Here is a 17,698-nt window from a genome sequence, read left to right on the forward strand (position 1 = left end):
ATGACCGTATTCCGTGCGGCGCAGCCGCTCGACTGGCGACAGGTTGCGGCGGTGGCGGCCGGCGAGCCCCTGGCATTGGCCGACGAGACGCGCGCGCGGGTCGTGGCCGCTCGCGAACTCGTCGACGAGATCGTCGCGCGCGGAATTCGCGCCTACGGCGTCAATACCGGCGTCGGCGCGCTGTGCGACGTGATCGTGTCGCCGGCCCAGCAGAGCACGTTGTCGCACAACATCCTGATGAGTCACGCGGTGGGCGTCGGCATGCCGCTCGGCGCGGCCGAAACGCGCGCGATCATCGCGGCCGCGATCAACAACTATGCGCATGGGCATTCGGGCGTGCGTGCCGACGTCGTCGACCAGCTCGTCGCGCTGCTCGAGCACGATTGCCTTCCCGAAGTGCCGGCGCACGGCTCGGTCGGGTACCTGACCCACATGGCGCACGTCGCGCTGGTTTGCGTCGGGCATGGCCGTGCGCGCCATCGCGGCGAACGCATCCGCGGCGACGAGGCGCTGCGGCGCATCGGGCGCGAACCGCTCGTCCTCGGCGCGAAGGAAGGGTTGAGCCTCGTCAACGGGACGCCGTGCGTCACGGGGCTGGCGGCGCTCGCGCTGGCCCGCGCGGAACGGTTGCTCGACTGGGCCGACTGGATCGCGGCGATGAGCTTCGAGAACCTCGGCGGGCAACTCGCCGCATTCGATCCGGCTTCGCTCGCGCTGCGGATTTCCCCCGGTATCGGGCAGGTCGGCGCCCGTTTGCGTGCGCTGCTGGCGGACAGCGGCATGCTTGCCGCGGCGAACGGCCGGCATACGCAGGACCCGCTCAGCCTGCGCACGATTCCGCACGTGCATGGCGCGGCGCGCGACGTGTTCGACGTCACGGCGGAGGTCGTCGATCGCGAACTCGCATCGGTCACCGACAATCCGATCGTCGCCGGCACGCGCGAGGCGCCGGCCGTGCATTCGCAGGCGCATGCGGTCGGCGCCGGCATCGCGCTCGCGATGGACAGCCTCGCGAGCGCGATGGCGCAGGTCGCGGCGATTGCCGAGCGGCGTCTCGACCGGCTCGTGAATCCGCTCGTCAGCGGGCTGCCGGCGTTTCTTGCCACGCCGGGCGGCAGCTGTTCGGGTTTCATGATCGCGCAGTACACGGCGGTCGCGCTGGTCGCGCAGAATCAGCGGCTCGCGGCGCCGGCGAGCCTCGACGGCGGCATCACGTCGGGGCTGCAGGAAGATCACCTGTGTCATGCGACGCCGGCCGCGCTGAAAGCGCTCGACATCATCGAGAACACGACGCGCGTGCTCGCGATCGAGCTGCTGGCCGCCGCGCAGGCGTACGATCTGCAGCCGGGCGAAACGGGGCGCGCCGCATCGACCGACGCGCTGTGGCGACACGTGCGCGAACGTGCGCCGGCGTATCACGACGACCGGCCGCTCGCGGACGATATCGCGATCGCGGCCGGCATCGTCGCCGGTGTGCCGCCGTCGTTGCGATGACGACGGTCAACGGCGAGCCGATCACCCTACATTCATTCGGTCGAGGGCGCATGAGCGAAACGGAACGCAGACTTTACGCCCGGCAGGCGTCGGCATCGGCCGACACCGTGCCGGCGCGGGCATTGCCGGCCTATCAGCAGATCAAGCGCTACGTCGTCGAGCGGATCGCGAAGGGCGACTGGAAGCCCGGCGGCGCGATCCCGACCGAGGCCGAACTGGTCAAGGAATTTGGCGTGGCGCGGATGACGGTGTCGCGCGCGCTGCGCGAACTGACGGCCGAGCGCGTGCTGACCCGCATCCAGGGGGCCGGCACGTTCGTCGAGCGCCGGCATTACGAGTCGACGGTGCTGGAGATCCGCAACATCGCGGACGAGATTGCCGAGCGCGGCCACCGGCACAGTGCGCGCGTGCTGCTGATCGAGCGCAGCGTCGACCCGGACGCGATCGATGCGCTCGGGTTGCGCGCCGGACCCGTGTTTCATTCGCGTATCGTCCATTACGAGGAGGACGAACCGATCCAGTTCGAGGATCGCTACGTGAATCCGGCGTTGTTTCCCGCGTATCTGGAACAGGACTTCACGCTCGAGACGCCGAATCACTACATGGTGCGACTGGCGCCGATCCAGCGCGCGGAGTTCCGGATCTACGCGGAGAAGCCCAATGCGCAGGTGCGTCGGCATCTCGTGATGGAAATCGGCGAACCGTGCTTGCTGTTGCGACGCCGTACGTGGGTCGGCGATCAGGTCGCCACGTCGGTCAGGCTGTGGCATCCGGCGTCGCGGTTTCATCTGGCGGGCAACATGTAGGGAAGCGGGGTGGCCCGATTGCTGCGTCAGCCGTGCCGGCCGGTGCCGCTGCATGGGGCGTGACGGAGCCCTGTCGTACCTGCATCGAAAGGCGATACACTGCGCGGGTTCCCGATTCGGTCGGGAGCGTCGGGGAACCGGGCGACCGCATCGCGGCGCCGGCGCGGATCGCACGACGGGCCCTGACTCATGCGAAAAAATCGAGAGAAAGAGAGAGGGCCCATGCTGACACGTCTTCGTAACGGCATCCTTCGCGCACAGGACCTGCGCGAATCCGGAGCCGCTATACCCGCCCAGCGCCCGTCGATGGCGTGCGAACTGGTCGACCTGAGTGCGAAGCGCGCGACGTGGCGCGTTCCCGTGCCGAACCAGGCGGACTGCTATCTGAAGGCCGAGCCGGGTGGCGCGGAGCGGTTCGTCGTCCATATCGACGCGGAGACGTTCTATCGCCGCTGGCTCGAGACGAGCCCCACGTTCCCCAAACAGAATTCGCAGGATTGCGTACCGCGCCGCGCCATGTCGCTCGACAGCAAGTTCGCGACGGCGGCCGCCGCGTTCGGAAGCGGCCGCGACGCACCTGTGACGTTGCCTTCGGTCGGCTACTGGGCGGCGGCAAGCGGCTACGAGGTCGCGATGAGCGACGGCATGACGCGCACCTTCTGGCTGCTCGCCCATCGCGTACGGTCGTTTCCGGTCAGCGTGGCCGACGCGAGCTGGGCGACGATACTGAACGGCCTGGCCGGCATCGGCGTGGCGCCGATCGCGTTCAGCGAGCTGTTCAGCCGGCGCGCATAAGCGCGAGGCCGCCGCGCGGCGCGCATCGTCCGGCTCGATTTGACACCTGGCGCGGCCGCCGATTAAAGTCGCGACGCGGGGCGGTGGGTCAAGCACACGCCCGGAACAGGCAGCCGATGTTCCAGGACCACGGGGCTACCCCGTGGATCAGATCGATACACCGATGCGTCGCAAGTGCGCATGTTGCGCGTTGCGCAACGACGGCTCTCGCAGCACCAGCCACGTTGACTCATCGTCCCGCCTCCGTTTCCCATGCACTCATCCCTGCGCGACACCATCCGCACGATTGCCGAGGCGATGCTCGCCGGTCCGCCCGAACGCGACGGCATCGTCGCGCGGATGGCCGCCGTGCTCGGCGAAGCACCGCCGTGGACGCACGAATGCGCGGACCTCGCGCTCGCCCGCTTCGGCGCGGACTGGGCCGATACCGACACCGACGCGCTCGCGGCAATCCTGGCCGAGGCGCCCGCGTTCGTGCGCGCATGGTATGGCGACCGTCGGCCGGCGGTGATCCGCATCGTGCGGCGGCCGCTGATCCAGCGACCGCTGCCCGTGCCGCTCGCTGACTGCGACGTGCCGCACTGGCCGACGCCCGGCGATCTCGCCGGCTGGCTCGGGGTGAACACACCGGAACTCGACTGGCTGGCCGATCACTGGCGTGTCGACGCGCGCAGCAGCGCCACGCCGCTGCATCACTACACGTACGTCGCGGTCGACAAGCGCAGCGGCGGGTGCCGCCTCGTCGAAATCCCGAAAGGGCGGCTGCGCGAAGCGCAGCGCCGCATCCTGCACGGGCTGCTCGATCGCATTGCGCCGCACGGCGCGGTACACGGTTTTCGCAAGGGGCACGGGATCGTGTCGTTCGCGGCGCCGCATGCGGATCGCGATGTCGTCGTGCGCTTCGATCTCGCGGATTTCTTCGTGTCGGTGCGCGCCGCGCGCGTCCATGCGCTGTTCGCGACGCTCGGGTATCCGGCCGAAGTCGCGCGTACGCTCACCGGGCTGTGTACCAATCGCGTGCCGTCGGCGCGGCTGCTCGCGCCGGACCTGCGCGACCGGTTCGACTGGATTGGCCGTCAGCGCTATCGCGAACGGCATCTGCCGCAGGGGGCGCCGACGTCGCCGGCGCTCGCGAACCTGTGCGCGTTCCGCTTCGACCTGCGGCTCGCCGCGCTCGCGCGTTCGCTCGATGCGACCTACACGCGCTATGCGGACGATCTCGCGTTCTCCGGCGGCGGCGCGCTCGCGCGCGACATCGAGCGGCTGCAGATCCGGATCGCCGCGATCGCGCTCGAGGAAGGTTTCGCGCTGCAATTGCGCAAGACCCGCGTGATGTGGCGCGGTGCGCGTCAGCAACTGGCCGGCGTGGTCGTCAACCGTCATCCGAATCTGGCGCGCGACGCGTTCGATCGCCTGAAGGCCATCCTGACCAATTGCATCCGGCATGGCCCGGCGTCGCAGAACCGCGACGCGCATCCGGATTTTCGTGCGCATCTGGCCGGACGCGTCGCGCATGCGGCGGCGTTGAACGCGGCGCGCGGCGCGAAGCTGCGCGCGCTGTTCGACCGGATCGCGTGGGAGCCCGGCGGCGCCGATCGCTGAACCGTCGGGCCCGCGCGACGCCGGTCAGCGACTTCTGCATCACGACGCCGCGCACTGCTATCATTCGCGCCATGCCGCGCCCGTGCCACGCGCGGCGATCATTTGCCGCCGCCGTCGCCCCTTGCATGCGTACGCGGCGCCGCCTTTGCCGGCCTGGCCTTGCCTGTCAGTGACGCACGACGTCGTTTAGTGCGCATCGCGCAATCATGCCGGCTCAGGTGGACGATTCACCTATTTGACAGCCCCGATCGGCTGAACTTCGTGGTAGGTTCGGCCATCGGAGCTTTTTGCAAAAACATGCCCAAAGAGGATGAATACATGACCCAGGCCCTGCAGGAACTCGAAGCACAACTTCGGGACCTGAACATCAAGCTGTCAGAGGCGAAGCAGAAGGAGAAGCAGGCCGCGCTCGCGGCGTTCAAGGAACAGGTCGAGTTGCTGGGAATTTCGCAACAGGAAGTGCTGAGCGCGCTCGGCTACATCGTCCAGCGCAAGCGCAAGGCGCCTGCCAAGTACTACGATCCGTCGACCGGCCGCTCATGGTCGGGGCGCGGCCCGCGGCCGAAATGGCTCGAAGGCAAGGATCTCGAAACGCTTGCGGTCGATCGCGAGGCCAAGACCTGGTGGCCCGGGGACGATCAGGGCTGAAGCCCGTCGCATCGCAAGGCCATCCGGCGCCGCCCGGTTCGCGCGGGCGGGCCGGCCGGCAATCCTCCGCCCGCCTGCTGTCTTTCATCCGGTGTCCGGCCTGATCGCGACATCGCCGGCCTCGCCGCCGCACCGGATCGACGTTTTCCCTTCTTTTTTCTCTTTTCCGTTCGTTGCCTGTCATTTTCCGCCTGCCGCCCCGCCAGCGCGGGCCGACGTGCGTCCGCCCCCGTCGTTCGCGGGCACAGGCCTTAGAATGTCGCCGGACATTCGTGGCAGGACACCATGGCAGCAAACATGAAATCTTCGGCGCTCGGCGGCCCGTCGACCCCGCGCGTCGAGCAGGTCGGGGCGTACGCGTGGAAAGCGCTGGCCGGCTCGGCGATCGGCTATGCGATGGACGGCTTCGACCTGCTGATCCTCGGCTTCATGCTGCCGGCGATCACGGCGGCGCTCCACCTGACACCCGGGCAGGGTGGTGCCCTGGTCACGTGGACGCTGATCGGCGCGGTCGCGGGTGGCATCGTGTTCGGCGCGCTGAGCGACCGCTACGGGCGCGTGCGGGTGCTGACCTGGACGATCCTGCTGTTCGCGATCTTCACCGGCCTGTGCGCTTTTGCGCGCGGCTTCGAGGATCTGCTCGTCTATCGCACCATCGCGGGCATCGGCCTCGGCGGCGAGTTCGGGATCGGCATGGCGCTCGCGGCCGAAGCGTGGCCGGCAGCCAAGCGCGCCCGCGTGTCGTGCTACGTCGCGCTCGGCTGGCAGGTCGGCGTGCTGCTGGCCGCGCTGCTGACGCCGTTGCTGCTGCTTCACATCGGCTGGCGCGGCATGTTCGTGGTCGGCGTGCTGCCCGCGCTGCTCGCGTGGGTGATGCGCAACAAGCTGCACGAGCCGGAAGCGTTCGTGCAGCGCGCGACGCAGCCGAAATCCAACGCGTTCCGCATGCTCGTCGCCGACGCCCGTACCGCGCGCACGAGCGTCGGCATCGTGATCCTGTGTTCGGTCCAGAATTTCGGCTACTACGGGATCATGATCTGGCTGCCGACCTTCCTGTCGAAGCAGATGGGCTTCTCGCTGACGAAATCGGGGCTGTGGACGGCGGCGACCGTCGTCGGGATGATGATCGGCGTCTGGGTGTTCGGCCAACTGGCCGACCGCATCGGCCGCAAGCCGACGTTCCTGCTGTACCAGCTCGGCTCGGTCGTGACGGTCATCGCCTATGCGCGGCTGTCGGACCCGACGGCGATGCTGTGGGCCGGCGCGCTGATGGGGATGTTCGTCAACGGGATGGTCGGCGGCTACGGGACGCTGATGTCGGAAGGCTATCCGACGGCCGTACGCGCGACCGCGCAGAACGTGCTGTGGAACATCGGCCGCGCGGTCGGCGGCTTCGGCCCGGTCGCGGTCGGCGCGCTCGCCGCGCACTACTCGTTCCAGACGGCCATCGCGCTGCTCGCCGGCCTGTACGTGCTCGACATGGTCGCGACGCTGTTCCTGATCCCCGAGCTCAAGGGCGTCGAGCTCGAATGAACACGGTGCGTGCATGCACCGCCACGATTTCACCGGAAACCACGATGCAACGGAACAACAGGACGATCGGCGTGATGGGCTCGGGCAAGGAGCCGTGGCTCGCGTTTTCGGAACCGCTCGGCGCGTGGCTCGCGCAGGCCGGCTTCAACCTGCTGACGGGCGGCGGGCAGGGCGTGATGCTGGCGGTCGCGCGCGCGTTCGCCGGCGTGCCCGGTCGGGCCGGCCGGTCGATCGGCATCCTGCCGACGCAGGCCGATCCGGTCGCGGGTTTCGTGCCGCTCGACGGCTATCCGCATCCGTTCGTCGACATCCCGGTCCTCACGCCGCTGCCGCGCCGCGAACCGGGCGCCGCGCCGGACACGATCAACCGCAACTACGTGAACGTGCTGAGCAGCGACCTGATCGTCGCGCTGCCGGGCGGGCCCGGTACCGCCGAGGAAATTGCGCTCGCGCAGCGCTGGCGCAAGCCGCTAGTCTGCTTCGGGCCGGACGGTGCGTTTCGGTCGCTTGTCGCGGACGCGGTGTGCACGTCGTCGCTCGACGACGTGATCCGGTTCATCGACGATGCGTTTACGGCGGAGCAGGCGCAGGCGGCCCGATAGTTCACGGGATCGAGGCGATTCCTTTCGTCGGGATGCGCGTGTGTCGTTCAAGACGAGAACGCATGACGACCTGCGCAGCGACGGCGTCCGCCGATCTCAGCCGCCGGACGGCCCGGGCCGGCTGAAGCGCTGCTCGACGACCTCGGTCCCCCACTGCGTGCCCGCGCTTTCGCTCGTCAGCGCAAAGCCGAACGATTCGTACAGATGGCGTGCGGCATCGAGCCCCTTGAAGGTCCACAGGTAGGTTTCGCGAAACCGGTACTCGTCGACGAAACGCATCGCGAGCGTCATCAACCGACGCCCGACGCCCGAGCCGCGCAACGCGTCGTTGACGATGAACCAGCGCAGGTGCGCGACGCCCGTCGCCGGGTCGCCGTCGATCGCGAGCGACGCGAGCGTCCGGCCGTCTTCCTGGCACAGCCAGAGCGCCTTGCCGTCGGCCGGCAGCGCACCCGCGAAGGCGGCCAGCTCGGTCGCCACGCGTTGTTCGAAGAAGGCGCCGAAACCCCAGTGTTCCGCATAGAAGCGCGCATGCAGGCTCGCGATGTCGCCGATGCAGCCGGGCTGATAGCCCTCGCGAATCGACGGCGCGTCGGCAGGCGCGACGCTCGCCCTGGCCGCGTTGTCCTGGGCGAGCGCATCGGCATACAGCGCGAGCGAACGCAGCAGCGCCTGCTGGTCGGCCGGAATCATGCGACGCAGCGCATTCGACACCTGGTCGGTCGCGAACGTGTCGATTCTTTTCTGAAGCTTTTTGCCTTCGGCGGTCAGGTACAGCTCGATCGCGCGCGCGTCCTCGCTCGACACGCGCCGCTCCACGACACCGGCCGCTTCGAGCCGCGCGAGTTGCCGGCTCGTGTTCGACTTGTCGAGCCGCAGGATCGCGCCGAGATCCTTCGCGTTGATGCCGGGCGCCATCCCGATCTCGAGGATCGCGTGCACGGCCGACGGCGCCCAGTCGCTGTCGGCCAGCGTCGCACGCATGAAGCCGAGCTCGCGCACCAGTTTGCGCGAGAAGTCGCGCAGCTCGAGGATGGTCGCGTCGCGCGGCTTGGCCGGTGCGTCGATGAGGTCCATGGTTGCCCCTGAAAGGTTGCGTATCGCAATCAATAATAGTTGCGAGTCGCAACTTGAGCAAGACGGATTTTCATGCGGGACCGATTGCTTCGCAGTGGCGCTTGCGCGCGGCCGGACGGCCAGGCCGACGAGACGTGGGGGGCAGCCGGAACGGCGCGCTCGCGACTGGTACAGAAGCGGATGGCCCGGCGCGGCGAAGTGGCCGCATACTGGCCGGAGCTGGCCGGCCTGCGAGCAGGGGCATCGACCGATCCTCGATCGACGAACGCGGACCACGGACCACGGAGATCACCATGAACAAGCTGTTGCCGATGACGATCGCGTTGCTTGCCGGGAGCGGCATCGGGGCGGCGCCGCTCCATGCCGCCGGCGCGATGGACGCGCCGCCGTGCAGCGCCGCGCATGCGGCGGATCGGGCCGGCGGGAACGGCGCGATGCCGGGCACCTCGGTCCGCAGCTTCTCGACCGCCGGTTGTTCGGGCGCGGTATTGCAGGGCGACCGGGCTACTGCGACGGTCGACGGCGACAGGATCGAGTTGCGCGACGGCGTCGTCTATGTGAACGGGCGATCCTATGGCGCGGTCGCGCCGGCGCAGACGGTCGAATACGAGGCCGCGCGCGACCGGCGCACGTTGAAGGTCGACGGAAAAGTCCGCACGCCGCAGCGCTGAGGCGGATCGCGTGTGCCGGAAAACCGGATGACGGTTGTCATTGCAGCGGTTTTTGACGCGCGATGCTCGAACGAACGCGATGACATTTTTCCGCAACGCGCGGCATTGATCCGCTTCCCGAAGCCGGCGCCACGACGCGCCGGTCCGGGCGCGACTCAGGACGTGGCGACCGCCGCCACCGCCTCGGCCGGGCTGCCCGGCGGCTGGCCGGTTTGCCGGCGCGATCGGCCCGAGCTGAGGTACGCGGCGATCGAATCCTGCGTGATCTCGCCGAGCCACGCACCGTCGGGGTCGAGCACCGGCATCCATGACACACTGTATTGATACATCTTCGACAGCACGATGCGCAGGTTGTCGTCCGCCGCGACGCCGGCCGGGAACGGCGTCACGCGTTCGCCGCACACGCCGCCGCCGTCGGTGCGTGCCGCGCGGCGCGTCACGTAGCCGAGCGCCCGGCCCGCGTCGTCGAGCACGGTCAGATAGCGGCAGTCGGTTTCGTCCATGACCGCCAAGGCATGCGCGAGTGGCGTATCGACGCGCGCCGTTTCGGGTTGCGTGGCGGCGTCGCCGGCCTTCACGAGCAGCAGGCGCTTGAGCGTGCTGTCCTGGCCGACGAACTGCGCGACGAACTCGTCGCGCGGGCGCGCCAGCAGCGTGTCGGGGTGATCGTACTGCACGAGCTGGCCGCGCCGGAACACGGCGATGCGATCGCCCAGCTTGATCGCTTCGTCGATGTCGTGGCTCACCATGATCACGGTCTTGTTCAGTTGCCGCTGCATCTGGAAGAACTCGTTCTGGATCGATTCGCGGTTGATCGGATCGACCGCGCCGAACGGCTCGTCCATCAGCAGCACGGGCGGATCGGCGGCCAGCGCGCGAATCACGCCGATGCGCTGCTGCTGCCCGCCCGACAGCTCGCGCGGATAGCGTTTCAGGTACAGCTTCGGGTCGAGCGCGACCATCGACATCAGGTCGCGCGCGCGTTCGGCGCAGCGCTTCTTGCCCCAGCCGAGCAGGCGCGGCACGACGGTGATGTTTTCCTCGATCGTCATGTTCGGAAACAGCCCGATCTGCTGGATCACGTAGCCTATGTGACGCCGCAGGTCGACTTCATTGAGTTGCGCCGTATCCTCGCCGTTGATGAGCACGCGGCCCGAGGTCGCGGCGATCAGCCGGTTGATCATCTTGAGCGTGGTGGTCTTGCCGCAGCCCGACGGGCCGAGGAACACGCAGATTTCCCCTTCGGGCACCGACAGGCTCACGGAGTCCACCGCGCGTACGGCCTGGCCGTCCTTGCGCGTGAAGGTCTTGGTCAGTTTGTCGAGTTCGATCATGTCTTCTGCACTCCCTTCGGTGTCAATGCACGTTGCAGCATCTGCAGCAGCCGGTCGGCGACGATCGCGAGCAGGCTCACGAGCACCGCGCCCACCAGCAGTTTCATCATGCTGCTCTGTCCGATCGCACGCAGGATCAGCGTGCCGAGGCCGCCCGCGCCGATCACGGCGGCGATCGTCATCACGCCGATGTTCATCACGACCGCGGTGCGCACGCCCGCGAGAATCACGGGCACCGCCAGCGGCAGCTCGACGAGGCGCAGGCGCTGCCACGACGTCATGCCGATGCCGGTGCCGGCTTCCTTGATTCCCCCATCCACGTTGTGCAACGCGAGGTACGTGTTGCGCATGATCGGCAGCAGCGAGTAGAGGAACACGGCGGTGATCGCGGGTGCGGCGCCGATACCCTGGCCGAAGCGCGAGAACAACGGGATCATCAGGCCGAACAGCGCGATGGACGGCAGCGTGAGCACGAGCGTGGCAATGCCGAGCAGCGGCCCGGCGAGCCAGTCGTGGCGATTGATCAGGATGCCGAGCGGTACGCCGGCGACGATCGCGCAGCCCACGGCGATCGCGACGAGCCACATGTGCTGCAGCGTGAGCTGCAGCAGCTCGGGCCAGCTCGAAGCGAGATAGTCGAATACGCTCATCGGTTGCTCCTTCAAGGTAGCGGGTGGGTGCGCAGGAATTCGTCGGCGACGTCGCGCGGCGATTTGCCGTCGAGGTCGACCGCCTTGGCCATCGCCTGCATCGCGTCGTTGTCGAGCGCGGCCGACAGCGCGTTGAGCTGCGTCGCGAGCTTCGGGTTGTGCGCGAGCGTGCCCTGGCGCACCACGGGCGTCGCGTTGTACGGCGGGAAGAAGTGCCTGTCGTCCTCGAGCGGCACGATGCCGAAGCCCTTCACGCGTCCGTCGGTCGTGTAGACGAGGCCGATCTTCAACTGGTTGTTGTGCAGGGCCGTATAGACGAGCCCCGGGTCCATCTGTTTCAGTTGCGCGCGGCTGAACTGCATGCCGTAGGCGGCGAGCAGCGGCTTGAGGCCATCGGGGCGATTCGCGAATTCCGCGTCCATGCCGAACACGTAATGCTTCGCCGCCGGATCGGTCTTCAGGTGCTCGGCGAGCTGCGACACCGTCCGGATGCCGGTGGCCTGCGCGAGCTGGCTCGGCAGGCCGATCGCGTAGGTGTCGTTGAGCGGCGACGCGTCGAGCCACACGAGCCCGCGCGGCACGTCGAGCGCCTTGACGCGCCGGTACATTTCCTCGGGCGACAGCTTGTCCTGGATCTTGTTGTAGACGAGCGCCGCGGTACCCGTGTAATCCCACATCAGGTCGAACTGGCCGTTCTCCAGCGCGCTGCGGGCGAGCGTACTGCCGAGCCCGGCGCGGACTTCGACGTCGTAGCCGCGCGAGCGCAGATACTGCGACGTGAGTTCCGCGAGCACGTATTGCTCGGTGAAGTTCTTCGCGCCGAGCACGAGCTTCGCGGCGAATGCCGGCGTGCTGGCCGCGACGCACAGCGCACTGGCGGCGCACAGGCGTGCGAGCGATCGAAGGATGCGATGAAGCGTCATGCGGCACCTCCATGGCGTGCGAGCCAATGGCGGCTGCCGGCCGCGACGATGCCGTCCAGCACCAGTGCGAGGATCGCGGTGAGCGATGCGCCGAGCAGCAGCAGCGGCTGGTTGTCGAGGTAGATGCCGGGGAAGATCAGCGAGCCGAGGCTGTCCGCGCCGATCAGGTAAGCGAGTGGCGCCGTCCCGACGTTGATCGCGAGCGCGGTGCGCACGCCGCCGACGATGATCGGCAGTGCATTGGGCAGTTCCACGCGAACCAGCGACTGCCAGCCGGTCATGCCGATGCCCTTGGCGGCCTCGCGCAGCGCGGCCGGCACGTTCTTCATGCCTTCGTACGCATTGCGCGTGACGGGCAGCAGCGACGCGAGGAACAGCGCGACGATCGCGGGCACGTTGCCGATGCCGAAGATGCCGAGCGCGATGGCGAGCACCGCGAGCGACGGGATCGTGTTGCCGATGTTGAAGACCTGCATGAAGCGCTCGGCCTGATGCTGGAATCGCGGCCGGCTCAGCAGCACGCCGGCCGGCACGCCCACGGCGATGGCCAATGTCATCGAATAGACGACCAGCAGCATGTGCTGGCCCGCGTAGTAGGCGAGATCGTCCGCGCGCTGATGGAACGTTTCGGCGCCGATGCCGCGCGCCAATGCCCATCCCACGGCGATGATTGCTACCAGGCTGCCCACCAGCTGGACAGTGCGTCGAGTCATGAAGATACGCCTCCTCGATTCGGTGCGGCGCGCGCAGGCGCACGCCGCGATGACGCCGCATGGCGTCGCGATGGAAGTTCGTGATCCCGGCATGGCCGCGATTGAACTGACGGAAACAGTGCTGCCGGCTGCACCGAGGTGCGGCTGGCGGTCGGGTGAACGCAACGACGCGTTCGTCTGATTGTCAGGTTCAGCCCGGCGGCGCCGTAACGGCGAGGCGCGTTCGAGCAGGGCACCGTCTTGTGAAGACGGCATGGATGCGGGCGGCTGGAAGCCGACCGCTGGGGCCGGAGGCCCCTTTGACGTGGCGAAACGGATGCATGCGCAACGAAGTGCGAAATGACATCACGTTGCGCACGAGATCATGCGTTTTGTGATGAAGTTGACGCGAGTATAGAACAATCGATAAATCGCGTCTACCCGGGGGGCGATCGCGGCGATGCGTCGCCGGGAGCGCGGTAGCGAAGCGCTGCGTGCGTAAAAATTGATTCGAAGACCGAATCAGTTAGGTAAAACCGTCGTCGCGGCGCACGCGTGCCGATCACGTTGGTCGGCAGTCGCGCGATCGTCGGCGCGGTCTTCCCGCACACGCCGAGTGCCGCGCGATATTCGACGACTTCGATTCCCGCGACGCGCGTGAACGACGAATACCGCGCATCGGGTTCACGCGTCTGCGTCCGACTCCGAGCGCGGCGTCTTGCCGGTCCAGCGCCGATACGCATGACGGAAGCTGCGCGGCTCGCTGTAGCCGAGCCGCTCGGCGATCGCGGCGACCGTCAACGCGTGATCGTCGAGCAACCGCACGGCTTCGTCGCGACGCACGTCGTCGAGCAACGACTGGAACGTGATGCCGTCCTTGTCGAGCCGTCGACGCAGCGTGCGTTCGGTCAGATGCAGCGCGCCGGCGAGCGCCGTCATCGACTTGAAGCGCACGAGGTCGCGCGCCATCAACTCCTTCGCGCGATCGGCGAAGCGCGTGCCGACCGACGCGGCCCACTGCCGTTCGAGCACCTCGCACTGGCCGTGCAATGCATTGAAGCTGACTTCGTTCGCGAGACGCGGCGCCTCCGTGCCGTTCACGGACGTGAACACGAGCCGGTTGTCGGCCGCATTGAAGACGACCGGGCAGCCGAAGTGGCGCGCGTAGTCGGCCGCGTTGCGCGGCGTGCGGCGCGCGAGCTGCACCTGCTCGGGCCACACCGGCTTGCCGACGAGATCGGACACGATCAGGCGCAGGCTCGACAGGCACATGTCGGCCTGGAATATCTCGAGATCGGGCTCGCCGTTGTAGCGGCCGATGGTCACGCTCATGCCGCCGGCGTGCGCGTCGATGCGCACGTCGAAATACAGCCCCATGAACAGCGGAAACTGGCCCATGCAGCGGAACGCCTGCATCACGGAGCCGCTGATCAGCATCGCGTAGCCGGCGAGACCCAGCGTCGACACATGCAGCCGCGCGCCGATCGACAGCCCGATCGACGGTACGCCGCTGCAGCGCAGCAGGTTGCGGAAGCACCGTTGCTCCTGGCCGCGATTCACGTGCAGGTTCGGCGACGCGACTTCGTCCGCGCCCAGCCCGGTGCCTTCGAGCAGCGCGGCGCCGGCGATGTGCCGCACGCGGCACTCGTCCAGCGCGACCGCGATCGCATGGACCGTGGCGGGGATGTCCTCCTGGCGTCCGGCCGGGCGCGCGAGGCCGAGCGCCGAACGCAGGCTGCGCTCGGCCCGACTCTGGTTTCGTTGGGAACGGCTGTCCATGGTGCCGATGCGGTGACGGGGTCGCACAGAACATAGCCGGAATGTCCGCAAAACGCCAGTGCGGCACAGCAGCATGCAGGGCGGAATGGCGCGATGCGCGACCACATGTCCGGAAATATCCCTCGATTACGTCCGCTTTTCTCATTCGTCGTCGATTTTTTGGCGCACCACACTTTCTTCCAGTCGTGCCCCGCCGGCAGCGCCGGCCGCACGCGTGTTGAAGTCATGGACGCCACCCACGTGAGGACAGCATGGACAACGACAGGCCAGGTCGAACCGCATCGGCCGCCGCGATGCATGAATTCGGCGCGGACGCGCAGCGCGGCGACACGGACGCACGCAAGCCGCATCTGCTCGGACTCTCGACGCTGGTGATCTTCGGCCTCGCATACATGCTGCCGATGACGGTGTTCACGACCTACGGCCTCGTCACGAGCGAGACGAACGGGCATCTGACGGCCGCGTACGCGGTCACGCTGATCGCGATGCTGTTCACCGCGCGCAGCTACGGCCACATGGCGCGGCTGATGCCGAGCGCCGGGTCGGCCTATACGTTCGCGAGCCGCAACTTCGGCACGTCGGCCGGCTTCATGGTCGGCTGGGCGTTGCTGATGGATTACCTGTTCATCCCGATGATCAGCTACCTCGCGATCGGCATCTACATGAAGCAGATCTTTCCGGCGGTGCCGGCCAGCGTGTGGATCGTCGGCAGCATCGCGCTGATCACCGGGCTGAACATCGTCGGCATCCGGCTCGTCAATCGCGTGAACCTGATCCTGATCGCGAGCCAGCTCGTGTTCATCGCGGTCTTCGTGATCGCGTCGGCGCACGTCGCGGCCGGCGAAGGGCTGTCGATGGCCGTCGCGTTGCCGTCGTCCGGCGATGCGCGCGCGATCTTCGCCGGCTCCGCGATCCTGTGCCTGTCGTTCCTCGGCTTCGATGCGGTCACCACGCTGTCGGAGGAAACGCGCGAGCCGCGGCGCACGGTGCCGCGCGCCATCCTGCTCTGCACGCTCGCGAGCGGTCTGCTGTTCATGCTGATCGCATATGTCGGGCAACTGGTGTTTCCCGACTGGCACGCGTTCAAGGATCTCGATTCGGCGAGCCTCGACCTGATGCGGCGAGTCGGCGGCCGCACGCTGTCGGCGTTCTTCGTGGCGGTGTACGTGGCCGGCTGCTTCGCGAGTGCGATGGCGGGCCAGGCGAGCGTGACGCGCGTGCTGTTCGCGATGGGCCGCGACCGCGTGCTGCCCGAATCCGTGTTCGGTCATCTGCATGCGCGATTGCGCACGCCGGTGCGCGCGACGCTCGCGGTCGGCGTCGTGTCGCTGTCCGCGCTGTTCATCACGCTCGATCTTGCGTCGACGATGATCAGTTTCGGCGCGCTCGTCGCGTTCGCGATCGTGAACCTGTGCGTGATGCGCAGCTATCTGGGCCGGTCGGAGCATCGCCACGCCGCGGGCTGGATCGCGTACGGCCTGATGCCGGCGATCGGCTTCGCGATGAACGTGTGGCTCTGGTCGGGGCTGTCGCGCCAGACGTTCTACGTCGGCATCGGCTGGCTCGTGCTCGGGCTCTGCCAGCTCGTATGGCTGACGCGCGGCTTCACGCGCCCGGCGCCGACGCTGTCGATGAATTGAATGGCCGGCATGCGCGATGCCGGTTTTGAAACCCTGAAGGAGGAGTGATCCATGCACGCTGTTGACGTCAATTCCGCTGCGGACCTGCAGGCGCTCGGCAAGCGCCATCTGCTGATGCACTTCACGCATGCCGATGCATACCGCGAGAACGCGCTGACCGTGTTCGACCGCGGCGAAGGCTGCTGGCTCGTCGACCGCAACGGCAAGCGCTATTTCGACGGGCTCGCCGGGTTGTACTGCGTGCAGGTCGGCTACAGCCACGGCGCGGAGATCGGCGATGCGATCCGCGAGCAGATGGCGCGGCTGCCGTTCGCGACCAACTGGGGCGTGGGCCACGAACCGGCGATCCGGCTCGCGCACCAGCTCGCCGCGCTCGCGCCCGAAGGCTTGAACCGCGTGTTCTTCACGTCGAGCGGCTCGGAGTCGAACGAGTCGGCGATCAAGCTGGTGCGCCAGTATCACCAGTCGCGCGGCGAGCCGCAGCGGCGCAAGTTCATCGCGCGGCGCGTCGCGTATCACGGCACGTCGTTCGGCGCGCTCGCGCTGAACGGGATGACGAACTTCCGCAAGCATTTCGAGCCGCTGATGTCGGGCGTGCGCCATGTGGGCAACACGAAGCGCTACGGGCGTCCGGCGGGCGAGACGGAAGCGCAGTTCACGCGCCATCTGCTCGACGAGATCGAATCGCTGATCGTGCAGGAGGGGCCGGACACGGTCGCCGCGATCGTCGTCGAGCCGCTGCAGAACGCGGGCGGCAGCCTGACGCCGCCGGCCGGCTACGCGGCCGGCCTGCGCGACATCTGCGACCGGCACGGCGTGCTGCTCGTGGCCGACGAGGTGATCTGCGGGTTCGGCCGGCTCGGCGAGTATTTCGGGTCGGCGCGCTACGGGCTGAAGCCGGACATCATCACGTTCGCGAAAGGCATCGCGTCGGGTTACGTGCCGCTCGGCGGCGTGATCGCGAGCGACGCGGTCGTCGACACGGTGCTCGACGGGCCGCAGCAGATGTTCCTGCACGGCGCGACGTACGGCGGCCATCCGGTCGCATGCACGGCCGCGCTCGCGAACCTCGCGATCATGGAGCGCGAGGGCGTACTTGCGAACGTTCGTGACAACGAAGCGGTGTTTCGCCAGACGCTCGACGGGCTGCTCGAACTGCCGTGCGTCGGCGACGTGCGCGGCGACGGCTATCACTACTCGCTCGAACTCGTGACCGACAAGGCCGCGCGCCGCTGGGCGGCGGGCCTCGGCGCGCAGGCGTTCGTGTCGACGATACTCGCGCCGGCGATCTTCGACGCGGGGTTGCTGTGCCGCGCGGGCGTGGACCACGAAGGCACGCCGATCCTGCAGTTCTCGCCGCCGCTCGTGATGTCGCGCGACGAGATCGTCTGGTTCGTCGCGCAGATTCGCGACATCCTCGTCGAGTCCTGCGCACGGGCGACGCGCTGAGCG

At 68.0% G+C, this 17,698-nt stretch carries 17 protein-coding genes; 11 read left to right on the top strand and 6 right to left on the bottom strand.

From position 1 onward, the window contains the following. The 7 genes from hutH (at position 1) to JMF86_RS30120 (ending at position 7,480) form a co-directional block, all read left to right on the top strand. Positions 1–1,494, top strand: coding sequence for a histidine ammonia-lyase (gene hutH, locus JMF86_RS30090; RefSeq protein WP_200161136.1), 1,494 nt, complete (start codon positions 1–3; stop codon positions 1,492–1,494). A gap of 50 nt (positions 1,495–1,544) precedes the next feature. Further along, on the top strand, positions 1,545–2,300 hold the full coding sequence (hutC, locus tag JMF86_RS30095) for a histidine utilization repressor (protein ID WP_201317235.1): 756 nt from the start codon (positions 1,545–1,547) through the stop codon (positions 2,298–2,300). A 222-nt stretch (positions 2,301–2,522) separates the two neighbouring features. Then, complete coding sequence (locus JMF86_RS30100; RefSeq protein WP_023476405.1) at positions 2,523–3,095, top strand: hypothetical protein; 573 nt, start codon at positions 2,523–2,525, stop codon at positions 3,093–3,095. A 252-nt stretch (positions 3,096–3,347) separates the two neighbouring features. Next, positions 3,348–4,697: a reverse transcriptase family protein gene (locus JMF86_RS30105; RefSeq protein ID WP_201317236.1), complete on the top strand. Its 1,350-nt coding sequence runs from the start codon at positions 3,348–3,350 to the stop codon at positions 4,695–4,697. Between the two features lie 318 nt (positions 4,698–5,015). After that, positions 5,016–5,345: an H-NS family nucleoid-associated regulatory protein gene (locus JMF86_RS30110; RefSeq protein WP_011549287.1), complete on the top strand. Its 330-nt coding sequence runs from the start codon at positions 5,016–5,018 to the stop codon at positions 5,343–5,345. A gap of 285 nt (positions 5,346–5,630) precedes the next feature. Further along, positions 5,631–6,878, top strand: coding sequence for an MFS transporter (locus JMF86_RS30115; RefSeq protein ID WP_201317237.1), 1,248 nt, complete (start codon positions 5,631–5,633; stop codon positions 6,876–6,878). A 44-nt stretch (positions 6,879–6,922) separates the two neighbouring features. Beyond that, positions 6,923–7,480 carry an LOG family protein gene (locus JMF86_RS30120; RefSeq protein WP_236593034.1) on the top strand — a complete coding sequence of 186 codons (558 nt, stop codon included), beginning with the start codon at positions 6,923–6,925 and terminating at the stop codon, positions 7,478–7,480. A 96-nt stretch (positions 7,481–7,576) separates the two neighbouring features. Here JMF86_RS30120 and JMF86_RS30125 read toward each other — a convergent pair whose 3' ends face one another. Next, positions 7,577–8,557 carry a helix-turn-helix domain-containing GNAT family N-acetyltransferase gene (locus tag JMF86_RS30125; RefSeq protein ID WP_011549284.1) on the bottom strand — a complete coding sequence of 327 codons (981 nt, stop codon included), beginning with the start codon at positions 8,555–8,557 and terminating at the stop codon, positions 7,577–7,579. 293 nt (positions 8,558–8,850) lie between these two features. Between JMF86_RS30125 and JMF86_RS30130 the strand changes: the two genes are divergently transcribed. Further along, entirely contained in the window at positions 8,851–9,228 is a 378-nt protein-coding gene (locus JMF86_RS30130; protein ID WP_027808149.1) for a hypothetical protein, read from the top strand. Between the two features lie 155 nt (positions 9,229–9,383). Here JMF86_RS30130 and JMF86_RS30135 read toward each other — a convergent pair whose 3' ends face one another. Genes JMF86_RS30135 through JMF86_RS30150 form a run of 4 tightly spaced genes read right to left on the bottom strand, consistent with a single transcriptional unit; the run spans position 9,384 to position 12,848 of the window. After that, on the bottom strand, positions 9,384–10,562 hold the full coding sequence (locus JMF86_RS30135) for an ABC transporter ATP-binding protein (protein ID WP_201317239.1): 1,179 nt from the start codon (positions 10,560–10,562) through the stop codon (positions 9,384–9,386). Beyond that, positions 10,559–11,212, bottom strand: coding sequence for an ABC transporter permease (locus JMF86_RS30140; RefSeq protein ID WP_027808151.1), 654 nt, complete (start codon positions 11,210–11,212; stop codon positions 10,559–10,561). The genes JMF86_RS30135 and JMF86_RS30140 overlap by 4 nt, the downstream gene beginning before the upstream one ends. An 11-nt stretch (positions 11,213–11,223) precedes the next feature. After that, a complete protein-coding gene (locus JMF86_RS30145; RefSeq protein ID WP_201317240.1) occupies positions 11,224–12,135 on the bottom strand; it encodes a glycine betaine ABC transporter substrate-binding protein in 912 nt (303 codons plus the stop codon). Further along, the gene (locus JMF86_RS30150; protein WP_012337081.1) at positions 12,132–12,848 is read right to left on the bottom strand and encodes an ABC transporter permease; all 717 of its coding nucleotides are present in this window, start codon (positions 12,846–12,848) and stop codon (positions 12,132–12,134) included. The genes JMF86_RS30145 and JMF86_RS30150 overlap by 4 nt, the downstream gene beginning before the upstream one ends. Here JMF86_RS30150 and JMF86_RS30155 point away from each other — a divergent pair. Continuing rightward, the gene (locus tag JMF86_RS30155; RefSeq protein WP_236593036.1) at positions 12,835–13,029 is read left to right on the top strand and encodes a hypothetical protein; all 195 of its coding nucleotides are present in this window, start codon (positions 12,835–12,837) and stop codon (positions 13,027–13,029) included. The two genes, JMF86_RS30150 and JMF86_RS30155, sit on opposite strands and share 14 nt — an antisense overlap. Before the next feature lie 482 nt (positions 13,030–13,511). Here JMF86_RS30155 and JMF86_RS30160 read toward each other — a convergent pair whose 3' ends face one another. After that, entirely contained in the window at positions 13,512–14,606 is a 1,095-nt protein-coding gene (locus JMF86_RS30160) for an AraC family transcriptional regulator (RefSeq protein WP_201317241.1), read from the bottom strand. 251 nt (positions 14,607–14,857) lie between these two features. Here JMF86_RS30160 and JMF86_RS30165 point away from each other — a divergent pair, with 251 nt between their 5' ends. Further along, the gene (locus JMF86_RS30165) at positions 14,858–16,246 is read left to right on the top strand and encodes an APC family permease (protein ID WP_201317242.1); all 1,389 of its coding nucleotides are present in this window, start codon (positions 14,858–14,860) and stop codon (positions 16,244–16,246) included. A gap of 51 nt (positions 16,247–16,297) precedes the next feature. Then, on the top strand, positions 16,298–17,695 hold the full coding sequence (locus tag JMF86_RS30170; RefSeq protein WP_175833315.1) for an aspartate aminotransferase family protein: 1,398 nt from the start codon (positions 16,298–16,300) through the stop codon (positions 17,693–17,695). Positions 17,696–17,698: the final 3 nt, after the last annotated feature.

Origin of the sequence: Burkholderia sp. E168m15, assembly GCF_016586105.1 — a bacterium.
Taxonomy (GTDB): domain Bacteria; phylum Pseudomonadota; class Gammaproteobacteria; order Burkholderiales; family Burkholderiaceae; genus Burkholderia; species Burkholderia orbicola.

Coding starts and splice junctions, on each gene's coding strand:
- JMF86_RS30170 (WP_175833315.1), top strand. CDS start 16,298: ATGCACGCTGTTGACGTCAATTCCGCTGCGGACCTGCAGGCGCTCGGC.
- JMF86_RS30150 (WP_012337081.1), bottom strand. CDS start 12,848: ATGACTCGACGCACTGTCCAGCTGGTGGGCAGCCTGGTAGCAATCATC.
- JMF86_RS30130 (WP_027808149.1), top strand. CDS start 8,851: ATGAACAAGCTGTTGCCGATGACGATCGCGTTGCTTGCCGGGAGCGGC.
- hutH (WP_200161136.1), top strand. CDS start 1: ATGACCGTATTCCGTGCGGCGCAGCCGCTCGACTGGCGACAGGTTGCG.
- JMF86_RS30115 (WP_201317237.1), top strand. CDS start 5,631: ATGGCAGCAAACATGAAATCTTCGGCGCTCGGCGGCCCGTCGACCCCG.
- JMF86_RS30140 (WP_027808151.1), bottom strand. CDS start 11,212: ATGAGCGTATTCGACTATCTCGCTTCGAGCTGGCCCGAGCTGCTGCAG.
- JMF86_RS30100 (WP_023476405.1), top strand. CDS start 2,523: ATGCTGACACGTCTTCGTAACGGCATCCTTCGCGCACAGGACCTGCGC.
- JMF86_RS30110 (WP_011549287.1), top strand. CDS start 5,016: ATGACCCAGGCCCTGCAGGAACTCGAAGCACAACTTCGGGACCTGAAC.
- JMF86_RS30135 (WP_201317239.1), bottom strand. CDS start 10,562: ATGATCGAACTCGACAAACTGACCAAGACCTTCACGCGCAAGGACGGC.
- hutC (WP_201317235.1), top strand. CDS start 1,545: ATGAGCGAAACGGAACGCAGACTTTACGCCCGGCAGGCGTCGGCATCG.
- JMF86_RS30145 (WP_201317240.1), bottom strand. CDS start 12,135: ATGACGCTTCATCGCATCCTTCGATCGCTCGCACGCCTGTGCGCCGCC.
- JMF86_RS30120 (WP_236593034.1), top strand. CDS start 6,923: ATGCAACGGAACAACAGGACGATCGGCGTGATGGGCTCGGGCAAGGAG.
- JMF86_RS30160 (WP_201317241.1), bottom strand. CDS start 14,606: ATGGACAGCCGTTCCCAACGAAACCAGAGTCGGGCCGAGCGCAGCCTG.
- JMF86_RS30165 (WP_201317242.1), top strand. CDS start 14,858: ATGGACAACGACAGGCCAGGTCGAACCGCATCGGCCGCCGCGATGCAT.
- JMF86_RS30105 (WP_201317236.1), top strand. CDS start 3,348: ATGCACTCATCCCTGCGCGACACCATCCGCACGATTGCCGAGGCGATG.
- JMF86_RS30125 (WP_011549284.1), bottom strand. CDS start 8,557: ATGGACCTCATCGACGCACCGGCCAAGCCGCGCGACGCGACCATCCTC.